Here is a 16,527-nt window from a genome sequence, read left to right as displayed (position 1 = left end):
TCACAGGTTGCCGCGCCGCTCCTGCTCCCGCTCGATGGCCTCGAAGAGCGCCTTGAAGTTGCCCTTGCCGAAGCCGAGGGAGCCGTGCCGCTCGATCAACTCGAAGAATACGGTGGGCCGGTCCTGCACCGGGGCCGTGAAGATCTGCAGCAGGTAGCCGTCCTCGTCCCGGTCGACCAGGATCTTCCGCTTCTTCAGCTCCTCGATCGGCACCCGCACCTGGCCGATCCGGGCGCGCAGCTCCGGGTCGTCGTAGTACGAGTCCGGGGTGTCCAGGAACTCCACGCCGGCGCCGCGCATCGCGTCGACCGTGGTCAGGATGTCGTTCGTGGCCAGCGCCACGTGCTGGGCGCCGGGCCCGTCGTAGTACTCCAGGTACTCGTCGATCTGCGACTTGCGCTGCGAGACGGCCGGCTCGTTCAGCGGGAACTTGACCTTGCGGCTGCCGTCCGCCACGACCTTGGACATCAGTGCCGAGTAGTCGGTGGCGATGTCGTCGCCGATGAACTCGGCCATGTTGGTGAAGCCCATCACCCGCCGGTAGAACTCCACCCACTCGTCCATCTTGCCCAGCTCCACGTTGCCGACCACGTGGTCGACGGCCTGGAAGAAGCGCTTCGGACGGACCGCGACGATCGGCTCGCGGGCCACGAATCCGGGCAGGAACGGGCCGTCGTAGCCGGAGCGGTCGATCAGGGTGTGCACGGTGTCGCCGTACGTCGCGATCGCCGCCATCCGGACCGTGCCGTGCTCGTCCTTCACGTCGTACGGCTCGGTCACGCCGCGCGCGCCGGTCGAGGTGGCGTGCAGATAGGCGGCGTCGACGTCGGGCACCTGCAGGGCGATGTCGGAGATGCCGTCACCGTGCTTGGTGACGTGCTCGGCGCCGGGGGCTCCGGCGTGCACCATGCCGGTGAGGATGAACTTGGCGCCGCCGCTGACCAGCACGTACTCGGCGTGGTCGCGGTAGCCCTGCTCGGGGCCGCGGTAGGCGACGCACTTCATGCCGAAGGCGGTGGAGTAGAAGTGGGCGGCCTGCCGGGCGTTGCCGACGAGGAACCGCAGGTGGTCGACGCCTTTAACGGGGAAGACGTCTTTGTTTTCCGGGTTTTCCGGCAGCGAGGTCATGTGGTGAGGTTGACGCAGGTCACAGCACTGGGCAAGAGTTGCAATTTCGGCTGGTCATTCTGTGCATTCGGTAGGGTGGTTGACGGTGGCGACTGAGCAAGGTGTCCAGCTCGACGAGCTTGACGCCCGGTTGATCGAACTCCTCGCCGCCGAGCCGCGGATCGGGATCCTGGAGCTGTCCCGGCGGCTCGCCGTCGCCCGGGGCACCGTCCAGGCCCGGCTCGACAAGCTCACCGTCCGCGGCGCCATCAAAGGCTTCGGCCCCGAGGTGACCCCGGCCGCGATCGGCTTCGGCGTGATGAGCTTCGTGACCCTGGAGATCAGCCAGCGCTACGGCCACGACGCGGTCGCCGGGCACCTGGCCGAGATTCCCGAGGTCCTGGAGGCACACACGATCACCGGCAGCGGCGACATCCTGTGCCGGATCGTGGCCCGTTCGAATGCCGACCTGCAGCGGGTGATCGACCAGATCGTCGGCTACGAGGGGATCAGCCGGGCGCACACGATCATCGCGCTGGCGGAGCTGATCCCGTACCGGACGGTGCCGCTGACCCGGGCGGCAGCTCGGACATAAGCCCATGACACGGGCTTTCTACGCTCACCGGGAAAGTGGATCGAGGTGACTAGGGTGCCCGCATGGCCTCGGGCACGTGGAAGGGATTCACGCTGGTCGCCGCCGTGACCGTGACGGTGCTCGCGGCCACCGGTGTGTGGAACCCGTTCCCCAGGCTCTGGGAGTGGGTCAACACCAGCGGGCCGGTCGCGCCCGGCACCCGCTGGCAGCAGCGGCTGACCGGCACCCCGCAGAGCGTCGCGGTGATCGGCGACGCGGTCGTGGTCGAATACCGCACCTCGGTCGAGGCGTACGGCCTGACCGCGGCGGTGAAACTCTGGGAGAGCGACGCCGACTGGGCCGCGGTGGCCGGCCAGGGGTCGGACGCCGTGGTGGTCACTGGCCGGCTGCTCACCAAGGGATACCAGGTGCTGGACCCGCGGACCGGCACCGTGCGCCGGGCCGACACCACGGCCGGGGCGGTCTGGACGTACGACAACGGGATCGTCGATCTGCACTGTGCCGGCGGCAACGACTGCCGGCTCACCGCATGGGATCCGAAATCCGGTGATCAGCTCTGGTCGGTGGCGACCGGCGGGATCGGCTTCGTGCTGCACGCGGCGAACCCGGACCTGCCCGACACGCACCGGCTCGGCACCGGCGACGTCGACGATCAGGCGGCCGGCCCGGCGCAGATGCCCGGCCTGCTCGGCCTGCCCGACGGCGATCGGGTGCGGGTGATCGACACCGCGAACGGACGCCTGGTGCAGACCGTCCAGCCCGGCCCGGACCAGCGGATCGCGGTGACCGGCGACCGGGTGCTCACGATCACCGGCACCGCCAGGGACGGGACCTGCTACTACGGCGTGGTGGCCACCTCGCCGCCGGGCAACCGGGCGGTCTGGCGGCGCGACGGGCTCAACCTGCGGACCGCGCAGAGCGACTGCAAGCAGGACCGTGACCCGGCCGGCGGATACGACGTGCTGCTCGGCGTCGATCCGTACGGTCGCCAGGAGCTGATCAACGCGGCGGACGGCCGGATTCTCTGGTACGGCGACAAGTCCGCCGAGGTGCTCACGGTCGACGACCGGTACGCGGTGATCCGCGACGGCGACACCCTGCGCGGCTGGTCGTTCGCCCGGGGCAAGGCGGTGTGGCGTCAGGGCGGCCGGGCCAAGGCGGGCGCCACGGTCACCCCGAACGCGGTGATCGTGGTCTCCTCCGGGAGGGTGACCGCGCTGAATCCGGCGAATGGTGCGGTACGTGCCGATGTGCGTACCGATGCGAAGGTCTTCACTGCCGCACCCGGTGGTTTGATCCTGGTTTCCGGTCGCGACATGGCCTATCTGCCGTACAGCTGACGCGCCGACACACGCGTATGCCGGGAGCGGGTTCGCATCGCCCGCCCCCGCTGGCCTAGGCTTGCCGCTCATGAGCAGAGGCGCCGCTTTCACCTACTCGCCGCTCTTGCCGACCGGCGACGACACGACCGAGTATCGCCTGGTCACGGACGAGGGCGTGGACGTCGTCGAGGGACCGGGCGGGCGCCGCTTCCTGACCGTCGAGCCCGCCGCGCTCACCGTGCTGACCGCCGAGGCGATGCACGACATCGCCCACTACCTGCGGCCCGCCCACCTGGCTCAGCTGCGCGCCATCATCGATGATCCGAAAGCGTCGCCCAATGACCGGTTCGTCGCCCTGGACCTGCTGCGCAACGCGAACATCGCGGCCGGCGGCGTGCTGCCGATGTGCCAGGACACCGGCACCGCGATCGTGATGGGCAAGCGCGGCCGGCACGTGCTCACCGACGGGCGCGACGAGGAGGCCGTCGCGCTCGGGGTGTACCAGGCGTACACCCGGCTCAACCTGCGCTATTCCCAGCTCGCCCCGATCACCATGTGGGACGAGCGGAACACCGGGTCGAACCTGCCGGCCCAGATCGAGCTGTACGCCGAGGACCCGAACGGGCATCCGGACGCGTACAAGTTCCTGTTCATGGCCAAGGGCGGCGGCTCGGCCAACAAGTCGTACCTGTACCAGGAGACGAAGGCGCTGCTCAACCCGCAGCGGATGATGCAGTTCCTGGACGAGAAGCTGCGTCTGATCGGCACGTCCGCCTGCCCGCCGTACCACCTGGCCGTGGTGATCGGCGGCACCAGCGCCGAGCACGCGCTCAAGACCGCGAAGCTGGCCAGCGCCAAGTACCTGGACAACCTGCCCACCGCCGGCAGCATGGCGGCGCACGGCTTCCGCGATCTGGAGCTGGAGGCCGCGGTCCTCGAACTGACCCGCGACTTCGGCATCGGCGCGCAGTTCGGCGGCCGCTACTTCTGCCACGACGTGCGCGTCGTCCGGCTGCCCCGGCACGGCGCGTCCTGCCCGGTCGCGATCGCCGTCTCCTGCTCGGCCGACCGGCAGGCGGTTGCCAAGATCACGCCGTCCGGGGTGTGGCTGGAGCGGCTGGAAACCGACCCGGCGCGCTTCCTGCCGGAGGTCACCGACGATCACCTGGAGTCCGAGCAGGTCGTCAAGATCGACCTGAACCGGCCGATGTCCGAGATTCGCGCTGAATTGAGCAAGTACCCGGTCAAGACGCGACTGTCGCTGACCGGCTCGCTCGTCGTCGCCCGCGACATCGCGCACGCCAAGATCGCTGAGCGGCTGGACGCCGGCGAGCCGATGCCGCAGTACCTGCGTGATCACGCGGTCTACTACGCCGGCCCGGCTAAGACTCCGGAGGGTTACGCCTCCGGCTCGTTCGGGCCGACCACGGCCGGGCGGATGGACTCCTATGTGGAGAAGTTCCAGGCGGCCGGCGGGTCGATGGTGATGCTCGCCAAGGGCAACCGGTCACAGCAGGTCACCAACGCCTGCAAGACGTACGGCGGCTTCTATCTCGGCTCGATCGGCGGTCCGGCGGCGCGCCTCGCCCAGGACTGCATCCGGCACGTCGAGGTTCTGGAATTCCCGGAGCTCGGCATGGAGGCGGTCTGGAAGATCGAGGTGGAGGACTTCCCCGCGTTCATCATCGTCGACGACAAGGGCAATGACTTCTTCGAGGCCGTCACGAAGCCGGTTCTGAGCATCGGCAAGCGGTAGGACGGCGGCGTCCGACCGCGATGCCGGGTGGAGCCGGCGGGGGTCAGCCGCAGAAGCCGGCGACCGGGCTCATCCATTCGGCGAGCTGGGGCTTGAGGGTCTTGTCGAGGTCGGCCGTACTCTTGATCTTCTTGAGGTAGGCGTGGTCCTTGGCGCTGGCCTCAAACTTGCGCGCCGACTCCTCACCGGCCTCTTTGAGCTCCGGGTTCTGCGCGCCGGCGGTCTCCGTGCGGATCTGCTCGCCGGCCGACTGCAGCTCGTCGGCCGCCGCCTTCTCCGCCTTGGTGGCGTTGTCGGCCTGCTTCGCCTCCTTGTAGGCGATCATTTTGCCGATCGCCGCCCCGAAGTCGTCGAGTTGGCCGGTGAACACCTTGTCGAGCTTGCCGCAGACCTGCGCGGTGTCGGCCGAGTAGTCCGGCGACGCGATGGTGACCGGCGCCGCGGGCGTCGGCGCGCCGGCAGTGGAGACCTTCGCGTCGTCGCTGTCGCAGGCGGCGCCGGTCAGCAGCACGCTGCCGGCGATCACGGCCAGGATGGCGGGTCGCATGCGGTGATTCCTCTTCGTCGGGAGCGGGGCCGGGTGAGCTCCGCCCGACGGTACGTTCCGTTTCGGCTCGCGTCCAACCGACAGTGATCGTCAAGACACGAACAGCCCGTCCACGGTGACCGTGAGCGGGCTGTCCACCCCCCGAGGGCGGTGTGCCGTTCCACCGCGTTCTAGGGGTGATGGTGGAGGCATCTGCGGTGGAACGGCCCCGTCGTCGACTCTGCCGCACCGTGCTCTCGTTCCACTGTCGATCCACTCTCACCCGTGGACTACTCTCGATCACCGGCACGGGGAATGAGGTGGCTACGGTGCGCTACCGCATCTTGGGGCCACTGTCCGTCACCGTCGATGGGCAGTCGGTGGCTGTCACGGCCGGACGTGATCGGGTCGTGCTGGCGATGCTGCTCCTGCGCCCCCACCGGATCGTCGGCGCGGGCGAGTTGATCGGGGCGCTGTGGGACGGCGACCCGCCGGCCACCGCCCGCGGCCAGCTGCAGTCGTGTATCTCCCGGTTGCGCCGCATTCTGCCACCCGACGTGATTGTCACCGACCGTGCCGGCTACGGCATCCGGGTCGGCCCGGGCGAGCTGGACGCCGAGGTTTTCACCCACGCGCTGGAGCAGGCCCGGACGAACGCCGATCGCGTCGCGTTCCGTGCGGTCCTGGCCCTGCGGCGGGGCCCGGTCTGCGCCGAGCTGGACGCGCCGGCGATCCGGCAGGCCGCCGCGGTGCTCGACGAGCGGTATGCGTTGGCCGTCGAGGACTGGGCGGAGCTGGAGCTGGCCGCCGGCAACGAGCGGGAGCTGGCCGGTGAGCTGACCGCCTACGTCGAGCGGTTCCCGCTGCGGGAGCGGTTGCGTGGCCAGCTGATGCTGGCGCTGGCCCGGTCGGGGCGCCAGGCGGACGCGCTGGCCGAGTTCCGCCGCGCCCGGGACCTGCTCGCCGACGAGCTGGGCATCGAGCCGGGCGAGGAGCTGCAGAAGCGGCACCGGGAGATCCTCCAGGGAGATCTCGGTGAGGTCGTCCACGCCGAGGCGGTGCGGTGCCTGCCGCGGACGGTCGGTGACTTCACCGGCCGCCGGGAGCAGATCGAGCGTCTGATGTCCGGGATCGGCGCGGCAACCGGCGGCCCCGTCGTCGCGGTGATCGACGGCATGGCCGGCAGCGGCAAGACCACCCTGGCGCTGCATCTCGCGTCGCTGCTCGGTGACTGCTATCCGGACGCGCATCTCTTCCTGGACCTGCAGGGCCACAGCGAACGTGACCCGGTCGAGCCGGCCGCGGCGCTGCTGGTTCTGCTGCGTCAGCTCGGTCTGGCGGCCGGGGAGATCCCGCTGGAAGCCGGTCGTCGGGTCGACGTGTGGCGCACCGAGACGGCCCGCCGGCGCGTGCTGGTGGTGCTGGACAACGCCGCGAGCAGTGCCCAACTGGCCGACCTGTTGCCCACCGCGCCGGGCAGCCTGGCGCTGGTCACGAGTCGCCGGCGGCTCACCGGGCTGGACGGGGTGCGGGTCGAGTCGCTGCCGGTGCTCACCCAGGACGAGGCGGTGTCGCTGCTGGCGCAGATCGCCGGAGCCCGGGTGGACGCCGAGCCGGAGGCCGCCGCCGAGGTGGTCCGCCGGTGCGGGCTGCTGCCGCTGGCGGTCCGGCTGGCCGGGGCGCGGCTGGCGCACCGGGCCCGCTGGCGGGTCGCCGACCTGCTGCACCGGCTCGGCGAGGCCGCGCTGCCCGAGCTGGCCGCCGAGGACCGTTCGGTTGCGGGCGCGTTGACTCTCACCTACCGCCAGCTGCCGGAGCCGTTGCAACGGGTGTTCCGGCTGCTCGGGGTGTATCCGGGGACCGAGTTCGACGCGCTCGCGGTGGCCGCGCTGACCGACCTGGCGCGCGACACCGCCGAGGACGTGCTGGACGCCCTGGTGGACGTGAACCTGGTCGAGGAACCGGATCCGGGCATCTTCCGGATGCACGACCTGGTCCGCGAATTCGCCGCGACCCTCGCCGCCGACCTGCCAGCCGTCGACCGGCAGGCCGCGCTGACCGGCGCCCTCGACTTCCAGATGCACGCCGCGGCGGCGGCCACCAGCGTGAACAAGCGGGTGATCCTGTGGCGGGACATCGGCTCGCCCCACCCGGCCCGGCCCGATCTGACCGTTCCGGATCCGATCGCCCGGCTGGAGTGGGAGCGGCCGCAGCTGGCCGCCCACATCACGGCCGCGATCGCGGCGGGCCGGCTGGACGATGCCTGGAAGCTGGCCCGGGCCGCCTGGCACTTCCTGTATTTCCGCGGTTACATGGACGACGTCCGGGAGCTGAACACGCTGGCGCTGCCGGCGGCCGAGGCGTCGGGTGACCGGGCCGCGGTCGCCACCGTCGCCAACTATCTGGCCTCGGCGTACGCCCGTGCCGGGCAGGCCGGCGAAGCCGAGGGATACCTGCGCCTCTGCCTTCGACTGCGCATCGAGCTCGGGCAGCACGCGGCGGCCGGCACCTCGATGGCGAACCTGGCCAGCGTCTATCTGCATCAGGGACGGTTGACCGAGGCGGTCGGGGCGGTGCAGGGCGCGCTGCGCTACTGGGTCTCCTCCCGGGTGAAGGTCAATGTCGGCTCCGAGCTGGGCGTCCTGATCGACGCTTTGGATCTGCTCGGACGCGCTGCCGAGGCGTTGCACCACACCCGGATGCGGATGTTCTCCGCGATCGACCAACGGGCCGAGGCCGAGCTGGCCGCCTCGCTGTTGTACCTGGCCCGGATCCGCTACCGGGCCGGCTGGCTGCGTGCCGAGGCGGCGCACCGGTATCTCGACGCCTGCCTGCGCCTGGCGGATCGGAGCGGCCACCGGTCGATCGTCGCGGATGCGCACAACGAGCGGGCCGTGCTGCACCGGGACGCCGGCCGCCTGGCCGACGCGGTCGCCGAGCACCGCCGCGCCGTCGAGATGTCGGTACGCATGAGCGACGCTCGCCACCAGGCCGAGTTCCGCAACGAGTGGGCGGTCACCCTGCGCCGGTTCGATGACCTGGCCGGCGCCCGGGAGCTGCACGAGCACGCCCGCCGGATCGCCCAGGCCGCCGGGAACCCGTACTCGATCGCCCGGGCGCACGCCGGACTGGCCGACTGCCTGGACCCGGCCGATCCGGCCGCCGAGCGGCACCGCGTCCAGGCCCGGGAGATCTTCGACCGGATCGGCGTCCCGCACGTCTGACCGGTCCGGGATGTCTCGCGGATCACCGGTGATCTCTCCGGCGGCGAGGGAGGATGGGGACGTGACGAGCGATCAGAGTGGATACCGGATCGAACGCGACACCATGGGCGAGGTGCGGGTTCCCGCCGATGCCCTGTGGCGGGCGCAGACCCAGCGGGCGGTGGAAAACTTCCCGATCTCCGGGCGCGGCCTGGAGCCGGCGCACCTGCGGGCCCTGGCCCGGATCAAGGGCGCCGCGGCCCAGGTCAACGCGCGGCTCGGCGTGCTGGACAAGGATCTGGCCGAGGCGATCGCCGCGGCCGCCGCGCACGTGGCCGATGGTGGTTACGACGACCAGTTCCCGATCGACGTCTTCCAGACCGGCTCCGGCACCTCGTCGAACATGAACGCGAACGAGGTGATCGCCACCCTGGCCGCCCGGGCGCTGGACCGCCCGGTGCACCCGAACGACCACGTCAACGCGTCCCAGTCGAGCAACGACGTGTTCCCCTCGTCGATCCACCTGGCCGCCACCGAGGCGGTCAGCGCCGACCTGATCCCGGCCCTGGAGCACCTGGCCGGTGCGCTGCGGGAGCGGGCCACGGCCTGGGCCGAGGTGGTCAAGAGCGGACGCACCCACCTGATGGACGCCACCCCGGTCACCCTGGGCCAGGAGTTCTCCGGCTACGCACGCCAGGTGCTCAACGGCGCCGAGCGGCTCACCGCCACCCTGCCCCGGCTCGGCGAGCTGCCGCTGGGCGGCACCGCGGTGGGCACCGGGGTGAACACCCCGCCGGGTTTCGCCCCGGCGGTGATCGAGCTGCTCCGGGAGCAGACCGGCCTGCCGCTGAGCGAGGCCCGCGACCACTTCGAGGCGCAGGGTGCCCGGGACGCACTGGTTGAGACGTCCGGGCAGCTCCGGGTGGTGGCGGTGAGCCTTTACAAGATCGCCAACGACATCCGCTGGATGGGCTCCGGGCCCCGGGCCGGCCTGCGCGAGCTGCGCCTGCCCGACCTGCAACCGGGCTCGTCGATCATGCCCGGCAAGGTGAACCCGGTGGTGCCCGAGGCGGTCCGCCAGGTCTGCGCCCAGGTGATCGGCAACGACGCGACCGTCGCCTTCGCCGGCACCCAGGGTGACTTCGAGCTGAACGTGATGCTCCCGGTGATGGCCCGCAACCTGCTGGAGTCGATCCGGCTGCTGGCCGCCGTGGCCCGGCTGTTCGCCGACCGCTGCGTCGCGGGCCTGACGGCGAACGAGGAGGTGGCCCGGGGCTACGCCGAGGGTTCCCCGTCGATCGTCACCCCGCTCAACCGGGTGCTCGGTTACGACGAGGCGGCCGCGATCGCCAAGCAGGCGCTGGCCACCGGCCGCACGATCCGCGAGGTGGTGATCGAACGCGGCCACGTGAGCGCGGGCACCCTAACCGAGGAGCAGCTCGACGAGGCACTCGATGTTCTGAAGATGACACGGCCGTGAAATAGACACTTCTCGACCTTGCGTCTAGCGACCCTTCTCGATGGGATGCGGGGGACACAACTCCAGGAGGAGCGCATTCCATGAGAAGACGCCTCACCGCCGGCGCCGTCGTCACCGTGACGGGCCTGGCGTTCCTGACCGGTGCGCCAGGGTCCGCGGTCGCGGAGCCGGCGGCATCGGTCGACTATACGGTCGTGGCCGCCGACGGGGTCTCCGCCGCGGATGCGACGGCCGCCATCCAGGCGGCCGGCGGCACCGTGGTCAGCGGCAACGATGCCGTCGGCGTGTACAGGGTGACCTCGGCCGACACGACGTTCGAGAGCCGGGCGAGCGCCTCGGCGGCGCTGATCGGCGCCACCGTGCGCAAGGCCATCGGATACGCGCCGAACGGCGTCGAGAAGGTGGAGGCCGGTCTCGCGGCGCGCGGCGGGAAGGGCCATGGCCCGGCCAAGGCCGACCCGCTCGACGACAAGCTGTGGGGCCTGTCGATGATCAAGGCCGACAAGGCTCGCCGGATCGAGAAGGGGGACCGGGGCGTCACCGTCGGTGTCCTGGACACCGGCCTGGACGCGTCGAACCCCGACCTGGCCGAGCACTTCAGCAGCCGGTTGTCCCGCAACTTCGCCCCCGACCTGGTCGACATCGACGGCGCCTGTGAGGTGCCGAGCTGCCTCGACCCGGTCGGCACCGACGACGGCGGGCACGGCACGCACGTGGCCGGCACGATCGGTGCCGCGCTCAACGGTGTCGGGGTCTCCGGTGTCGCGCCGGACGTCACCCTGGTCGAGCTCAAGGGTGGTCAGGACTCCGGGTTCTTCTTCCTCGACCCGGTGGTCAACGCGCTGACCTACGCCGGCGACCGGGGCATCGACGTGGTGAACATGTCGTTCTACGTCGACCCGTGGCTCTACAACTGCACCGCCAACCCGGCGGACAGCCCCGCCGACCAGGCCGGCCAGCAGGCCATCATCACCGGCATGCGGCGGGCGCTGAACTACGCGCACGCGCATGGCGTGACCCTGTTCGGCGCGCTCGGCAACAACCACGAGGACCTGGGCAAGCCGCGCACCGACGCGTCCAGCCCGGACCACGGCGGTACGCCGTACCCCCGCCCGATCGACAACGCGTCCTGCTGGGACCTGCCGGTCGAGGGCCCGCACGTGATCGGGGTGTCCTCGCTCGGCCCGTCCGGCCGCAAGTCGGACTTCTCCAACTACGGCACCGAGCAGATCTCGGTGGCCGCGCCCGGTGGCTGGTACCGCGACGGTTACGGCACCGACACCTTCCAGACCGTCGGCAACGAGATCCTCTCCACCTACCCGCTCAAGGTGCTGCAGGAGAAGGGCCTGGTCGACGCGGACGGCAACGTCACCGCGGCGGGTGCCGGCTCGGTCGTCAAGGACTGCGCCGGCGACGGCCGGTGCGGGTACTACACGTACCTGCAGGGCACCTCGATGGCCAGCCCGCACGCGGCCGGGGTGGGCGCCCTGATCGTCAGCCGGTACGGCCTGCCCGACCTGCGGCACGGTGGCAGGTTCCTGCCGCCGGACCTGGTCGAGCAGATCCTGTACCGCACGGCCGCGAAGCACGCCTGCCCGGAACCGCGCCTGCAGAGCTACGTGCAGGAGGGCCGGTCCACCGAGTTCGACGCGCTGTGCGAGGGCGGGACGAACTTCAACGGCTTCTACGGGTACGGGATCGTCGACGCCTACGCCGCGGTCGGCGGTCGCTGAGGACGCCGCGGGGGCTTCGCCGCAACACCCGAGAAGGACGTTGCCGGGTGAGACGACCGGGGCGGTCAATCCCGTCGCCCCGGTCGGTACCCTTGCATGGTGACTCTTCGCTTGTATGACACCGCCACTCGATCGGTCCGGGACTTCGTCCCGATGACGCCCGGTCAGGTGGGGATCTACCTGTGTGGCGTCACCGTGCAATCTTCCCCACATATCGGTCACCTTCGCTCCGCGGTCAACTACGACGTGCTCCGTCGCTGGCTGCTGCACGAGGGGCTGGACGTGACGTTCATCCGCAACGTCACCGACGTGGATGACAAGATCCTGCAGAAATCGCTGGAGCAGTCCCGGCCGTACTGGGCGATCGCCTTCGAGAACCGGCTCCTGCTGGAGCACGACTACCGCACGCTGAACGTGTTGCCGCCCACCTACGAGCCGCTGGCCACCGGTCACATCACCGAGATGCACGACCTGATCGCCGAGCTGATCGAGCGCGGCCACGCCTATGCGGCGGCCGCCGCCAACGGCGACGTCTATTTCGACGTCCGGTCCTACGAGCCGTACGGCGCGCTCTCCGGGCAGAAACCGGACGACATGCGGTCGGCCGACGACGCTCCCGAGCGGGACAAGCGCGACCCGCGCGACTTCGCCCTGTGGAAAGGCGTGAAGGCGGACGAGCCGCAGGACGCGTACTGGCCGTCCCCGTGGGGCCGCGGCCGGCCCGGCTGGCACATCGAGTGCTCCGCGATGGCCCGGCGCTACCTCGGCGACGAGTTCGACATCCACGGCGGCGGCCTCGACCTGACCTTCCCGCACCACGAGAACGAGGTGGCCCAGTCGCAGGCGGCCGGGCTCGGCTTCGCCCGGTTCTGGGTCCACCACGCCCTGCTGAACCTGGGCAAGTCCAAGATGAGCAAGTCGCTGGGCAACGTCATCGACCTGGCCGCGGTCACCGCGGCCGGGATCCGCCCGGTCGAGCTGCGCTACTACCTGGGCAGCCCGCACTACCGCTCGCGGATCGACTACTCGGACGAGGCACTGCGCGAGGCCGCCGTGGCGTACCAGCGGATCGAGGGTTTCGTCCACCGGGCCGCCGAGATCGTCGGCCCGGGCCGGCCCAAGGCGGTGCCGCCGGCATTCGCCGACGCGATGAACGACGACCTGAACACCTCGGCCGCGCTCGCGGTCGTGCACGACACGATCCGCGAGGGCAACACCGCGCTGGCCGCCGGCGACGAGCCGGTCATTCGGGGCGCGCTGACCGCGGTCCGGGCCATGCTCGGCGTGCTCGGCATCGACCCGCTCGACACCGCCTGGGACGGCGGCGAGAGCGCCAACAACCTGAAGCCGGTGGTCGACGGTCTCGTCGCGCTGGCTCTGGAACAGCGGGCCCAGGCCCGCGCACGGAAGGACTGGGCGGCCGCCGACCAGGTGCGGGACCAGCTCAAGAACGCGGGTATTCAGGTGGAGGACACTCCGGCCGGTCCGCGCTGGACGGTAGGAGAGCAGCACTGATGCCGGGTAATTCACAGAACGCGAGCAAGCGGGTCACCTCGAAGAAGGGCGCCGCGGCCGGCTCGGGCGGAAAGAACCGCTCCAGCCTCAAGGGCCGGGGCAAGACCCTGCCCGCCGACGAGCGGCCGTGGCACAAGGGTTACTCGGGCACCGAGAAACTGCCCGAGAAGACCGCCCGTAAGCAGGACAAGGAGCGCCGCGCCGCGGCCGCCGAGGGCCGCACGCCCAAGGTCGGCCAGCCTGGCACCAAGGACACCACCTGGGGTCGCGGCGGTGGCCGTGCCCCGGGCATCACCCGTGCCCAGGCGTCCCGGGGCGGTGGCCGGGTGACCGGTCCGCGTGGCCCGCGGGTGGCCCCGGGCCGCCGGTCCAACCCCACCAAGGAAGGGCCGGAGCTGCTGCTCGGCCGCAATCCGGTGGTCGAGGCGCTGCGCGCGCAGGTGTCGGCCACCGCGCTCTACGTGGTGCAGGGCATCGACATCGACGAGCGGGTGGCGGAGATCGTCCGCACCGCCGGCGACCGGGGCATCCCGATCCTGGAGATCAGCCGCAACGAGCTGGACCGGATGACCGGTGGCGTGCTGCACCAGGGCATCGGCCTGCAGGTGCCGCCGTTCGCCTACGAGGACTTCGACGACCTGGTCGCGGCGTCGCTGGAGCAGACCGCGCCGCTGCTGGTCGCGCTGGACGGGGTGACCGACCCGCGCAACGTGGGCGCGGTGATCCGGTCGGTGGCGGCGTTCGGCGGGCACGGCGTGTTCATGACCGAGCGCCGCGCGGCCGGGATCACCGCCACCGCCTGGCGCACCAGCGCCGGAGCGGCGGCCCGGGTGCCGGTCTCCCAGGTGGTCAACCTGACCCGGGCGATCAAGTCGGCGCAGAAGCAGGGCTTCACCGCGATCGGCCTGGACGCCGACGGCGAGACCGACCTCTACCAGCTGGAGGCGGCGATCGGTCCGCTGATCGTGGTGGTCGGCTCCGAGGGCCGCGGCCTGTCCCGACTGGTCGGCGAGACGTGTGACCTGCGGGTCAGCATCCCGATGGCCTCGGATGTCGAGTCGCTGAACGCGAGCGTCGCGGCCGCGGTCACCCTGGCCGAGGTCGCCCGCCGCCGCGTACACGGCTAGGTCGCCACCGGAAACAGCCAGGTCGGCACAGGAGAAAGCCAGGAAAGTGCCCCGGTCCGCGGACCGGGGCACTTCTCGTTGCCGTGATCAGCTGAGCGGGCCGACGCTCTTCTGGCTGGTCCAGAGGGCGCTCAGGCCGCCGTCCTTGAGCGCGGTGGTGCCGTCGGTGAACAGCACCGCGATCCGGTCACCGTCGAGCGCCAGCTTGGCGACGTTGTCCTCCTCGTTCACCCACGCCGTGCTGACGCCGCCCTCCTTGACCCAGGCGATGCCGCCGGTGGTGAGCGCGGCGATCCGGGTGCCGTTGAGGACGTACTGCTTGACCCCGGTCAGCTCGGTGATCCAGGTGGTGCCGGTGATGGCGCCCTCCTTGACGTACGCGGTGCCGTCCGTGCCGAGCAGGCCGATCCGGGTGGTGGTCAGCGTGATGTCCTTGATCCCGGAGCGCTGGGTGGACCAGCCGGTGCTGAGGCCACCCTCCTTGACGTAGGCGATGCCGTTGGTGAGCACCACGCCGATCCGGTTGGTGGTCAGCGCGAGCTGCTGGACGCCCTGGTACTCCATCACCCAGGCGGCGCTGAGGCCACCCTCCTTGACATAGGCGATGCCGTTGGTGAGCACCACGCCGATCCGGGTGCCGGCCAGGGTCAATTGCTTGACGTTGCTCTGCTCCAGCACCCAACCGGTGCTGAGGCCGCCCTCCTTGACGTAGGCGTCGCCGTTGGTGAGCAGCACGCCGATCCGGTTGCCGGCGAGGACGAGCTGCTTCACGCCGCCGGGGTACTCGTTGACCCAGGACGTCGCGGCCGGAGTGCCCTCCTTGACGTACGCGACGCTGTTGTTGGTGAGGATGCCGACCCGGTCGCCGGCGAGCGCCACGTTGCCCCACGACTTCTGGTCCTTGGCCCGCGCCTCGTCCTGGCCCTTGAGCAGGAAGGCCTGCAGCGCGACCAGGGTGCCGGTGGTGAGCGCCTGGTTCGCCGCGGCGAGCAGGTTGGGCAGCCAGCCGTCGGTCTTGGCGGCGTCCCGGATGGCGGTGACGCGGGTCTTGTAACCGGCGAGTTCCTTGGCAGCGGCGGCGTCCTCGTCCCGCTTGTTGGCGGCCGCGCCGCCGGTGAAGATGAAGTCGGTCAGCGCCTGCGCCAGCTTGTCGTCCGGCGTGTTGAGCGCGACCTGGGAAGCCAGCGAGACCTCGTCGCCCTTGGCGTTGTTGTGGATGTGGAGCACGAACTGCCGGTCCGGCGCGTTCACCAGCTCGTCGGTCACCGGCAGCAGCAACAGCTGCAGCAGCGACTTTTTGGCGGCGACGAGCTGGGCGGCCCGCAGCTTCGCGGCCTGCGCCTCGTCGCCGTCGACGATAATGTCGCGCAGATCCTGCTCGGCGGCGGCCGCCGCCCCGGTGTTCAGGAAGGCGTCCCACTCGGCCTGGCCGGTGCCGTCGGCGATCGCCGCCTGGGCGGCGGTCCAGACGTGGCTGCCCGCGGTGACCCGCTGCCACACCGCGAAGATGAAGTCGCGGTCGTTCCTCTCGATCAGCGCCGTCTCGGACGGGTCGAGCCCCACGGTCACCGCGACCGAACGGCGGCGGGCCTTGGCGGTCTCCTCGACGATCTTGGCGTGCGCGTCGTCGTCGGCCGCCACGAAGATGCCATTGACGATGAAGTCGTAGGCGGCGTGCGGGTCCGACGACAGGTAGGTGCGCAGCGCCTCGGCCTTCACGTACGGCCCGGCCTCGTCGCGCTGGTAGAGGGCGAAGACGAAAGCCTGGTCGTTCAGGACGAGCAGGTCGATGCCGGGGTTGACGCCGATGGCGGCGGCGGCCTTGACCTTGTCCTCGTCGGTGGCGACGTTGGTCGGGTCGGCAACCGTCCCGGCGGCGGCGGTGGTGGCGGTCCCGGCGGCGTGTGCGGGCGCGGCCAACCCGGTCGACCAGACCGTGGTGGCGGTGAGACCGGCCAGCAGCAGATGCGCGGCGCGGCGTTTATTAGACACAGATTCCCCCATGTGAGAAGCCATCCGCACGCACCTGTTCGCCAGCGTCGCGACAGTGCGTGGCCAGGGCGGATCCTGGACGCGGCCGGACCGTCTCGATCGTCCGGCCGAGTGACTGGAAACAATGTAGAGCAGTGCCGTCCCGGCGTGGGGGTGATGTCCGGCGCTGTG

At 70.8% G+C, this 16,527-nt stretch carries 11 protein-coding genes; 8 read left to right on the top strand and 3 right to left on the bottom strand.

Going from position 1 to position 16,527, the window contains the following annotated elements; all coding sequences use genetic code 11:
* Positions 1-1,128, bottom strand: a complete 1,128-nt coding sequence (gene hppD / locus ACSP50_RS39605) for a 4-hydroxyphenylpyruvate dioxygenase (protein WP_014694963.1) — start codon at positions 1,126-1,128, stop codon at positions 1-3.
* A gap of 85 nt (positions 1,129-1,213) precedes the next feature.
* Here hppD and ACSP50_RS39600 point away from each other — a divergent pair, with 85 nt between their 5' ends.
* The 3 genes from ACSP50_RS39600 (at position 1,214) to ACSP50_RS39590 (ending at position 4,780) form a co-directional block, all read left to right on the top strand.
* A complete protein-coding gene (locus tag ACSP50_RS39600; RefSeq protein WP_014694962.1) occupies positions 1,214-1,702 on the top strand; it encodes an Lrp/AsnC family transcriptional regulator in 489 nt (162 codons plus the stop codon).
* Positions 1,703-1,764: 62 nt separating this feature from the next.
* Positions 1,765-3,042, top strand: coding sequence for a PQQ-binding-like beta-propeller repeat protein (locus ACSP50_RS39595; RefSeq protein WP_014694961.1), 1,278 nt, complete (start codon positions 1,765-1,767; stop codon positions 3,040-3,042).
* A gap of 70 nt (positions 3,043-3,112) precedes the next feature.
* The gene (locus ACSP50_RS39590; RefSeq protein WP_014694960.1) at positions 3,113-4,780 is read left to right on the top strand and encodes a fumarate hydratase; all 1,668 of its coding nucleotides are present in this window, start codon (positions 3,113-3,115) and stop codon (positions 4,778-4,780) included.
* A 43-nt stretch (positions 4,781-4,823) separates the two neighbouring features.
* On the opposite strand, the gene ACSP50_RS39585 is transcribed toward ACSP50_RS39590, so the two are convergent.
* A complete protein-coding gene (locus tag ACSP50_RS39585) occupies positions 4,824-5,327 on the bottom strand; it encodes a hypothetical protein (RefSeq protein WP_014694959.1) in 504 nt (167 codons plus the stop codon).
* Between the two features lie 308 nt (positions 5,328-5,635).
* Here ACSP50_RS39585 and ACSP50_RS39580 point away from each other — a divergent pair, with 308 nt between their 5' ends.
* The 5 genes from ACSP50_RS39580 (at position 5,636) to rlmB (ending at position 14,364) form a co-directional block, all read left to right on the top strand.
* Positions 5,636-8,530 (top strand): BTAD domain-containing putative transcriptional regulator, encoded by a 2,895-nt coding sequence (locus ACSP50_RS39580; RefSeq protein WP_014694958.1) that lies wholly within the window; start codon positions 5,636-5,638, stop codon positions 8,528-8,530.
* A gap of 10 nt (positions 8,531-8,540) precedes the next feature.
* On the top strand, positions 8,541-9,989 hold the full coding sequence (locus ACSP50_RS39575; RefSeq protein ID WP_052311835.1) for a class II fumarate hydratase: 1,449 nt from the start codon (positions 8,541-8,543) through the stop codon (positions 9,987-9,989).
* 80 nt (positions 9,990-10,069) lie between these two features.
* A complete protein-coding gene (locus tag ACSP50_RS39570; RefSeq protein WP_014694956.1) occupies positions 10,070-11,722 on the top strand; it encodes a S8 family serine peptidase in 1,653 nt (550 codons plus the stop codon).
* Between the two features lie 99 nt (positions 11,723-11,821).
* The gene (cysS, locus tag ACSP50_RS39565) at positions 11,822-13,237 is read left to right on the top strand and encodes a cysteine--tRNA ligase (protein ID WP_043516396.1); all 1,416 of its coding nucleotides are present in this window, start codon (positions 11,822-11,824) and stop codon (positions 13,235-13,237) included.
* Positions 13,237-14,364 carry a 23S rRNA (guanosine(2251)-2'-O)-methyltransferase RlmB gene (gene rlmB / locus ACSP50_RS39560; RefSeq protein WP_014694954.1) on the top strand — a complete coding sequence of 376 codons (1,128 nt, stop codon included), beginning with the start codon at positions 13,237-13,239 and terminating at the stop codon, positions 14,362-14,364. Before cysS ends, rlmB begins: the two co-directional genes overlap by 1 nt.
* A gap of 87 nt (positions 14,365-14,451) precedes the next feature.
* On the opposite strand, the gene ACSP50_RS44515 is transcribed toward rlmB, so the two are convergent.
* On the bottom strand, positions 14,452-16,356 hold the full coding sequence (locus ACSP50_RS44515; protein WP_052311834.1) for a hypothetical protein: 1,905 nt from the start codon (positions 16,354-16,356) through the stop codon (positions 14,452-14,454).
* Positions 16,357-16,527 lie beyond the last annotated feature (171 nt).

Origin of the sequence: Actinoplanes sp. SE50/110 (assembly GCF_900119315.1) — a bacterium.
Taxonomy (GTDB): Bacteria; Actinomycetota; Actinomycetes; order Mycobacteriales; family Micromonosporaceae; genus Actinoplanes.
This window is presented reverse-complemented; position numbering and strand designations above follow the sequence as displayed.

What these genes read in the sequence shown, in the direction of transcription:
- ACSP50_RS39575 (WP_052311835.1), top strand. Translation starts at nt 8,541, where the DNA reads ATGTCTCGCGGATCACCGGTGATCTCTCCGGCGGCGAGGGAGGATGGG.
- ACSP50_RS39570 (WP_014694956.1), top strand. Translation starts at nt 10,070, where the DNA reads ATGAGAAGACGCCTCACCGCCGGCGCCGTCGTCACCGTGACGGGCCTG.
- ACSP50_RS39595 (WP_014694961.1), top strand. Translation starts at nt 1,765, where the DNA reads ATGGCCTCGGGCACGTGGAAGGGATTCACGCTGGTCGCCGCCGTGACC.
- hppD (WP_014694963.1), bottom strand. Translation starts at nt 1,128, where the DNA reads ATGACCTCGCTGCCGGAAAACCCGGAAAACAAAGACGTCTTCCCCGTT.
- rlmB (WP_014694954.1), top strand. Translation starts at nt 13,237, where the DNA reads ATGCCGGGTAATTCACAGAACGCGAGCAAGCGGGTCACCTCGAAGAAG.
- ACSP50_RS39590 (WP_014694960.1), top strand. Translation starts at nt 3,113, where the DNA reads ATGAGCAGAGGCGCCGCTTTCACCTACTCGCCGCTCTTGCCGACCGGC.
- ACSP50_RS39585 (WP_014694959.1), bottom strand. Translation starts at nt 5,327, where the DNA reads ATGCGACCCGCCATCCTGGCCGTGATCGCCGGCAGCGTGCTGCTGACC.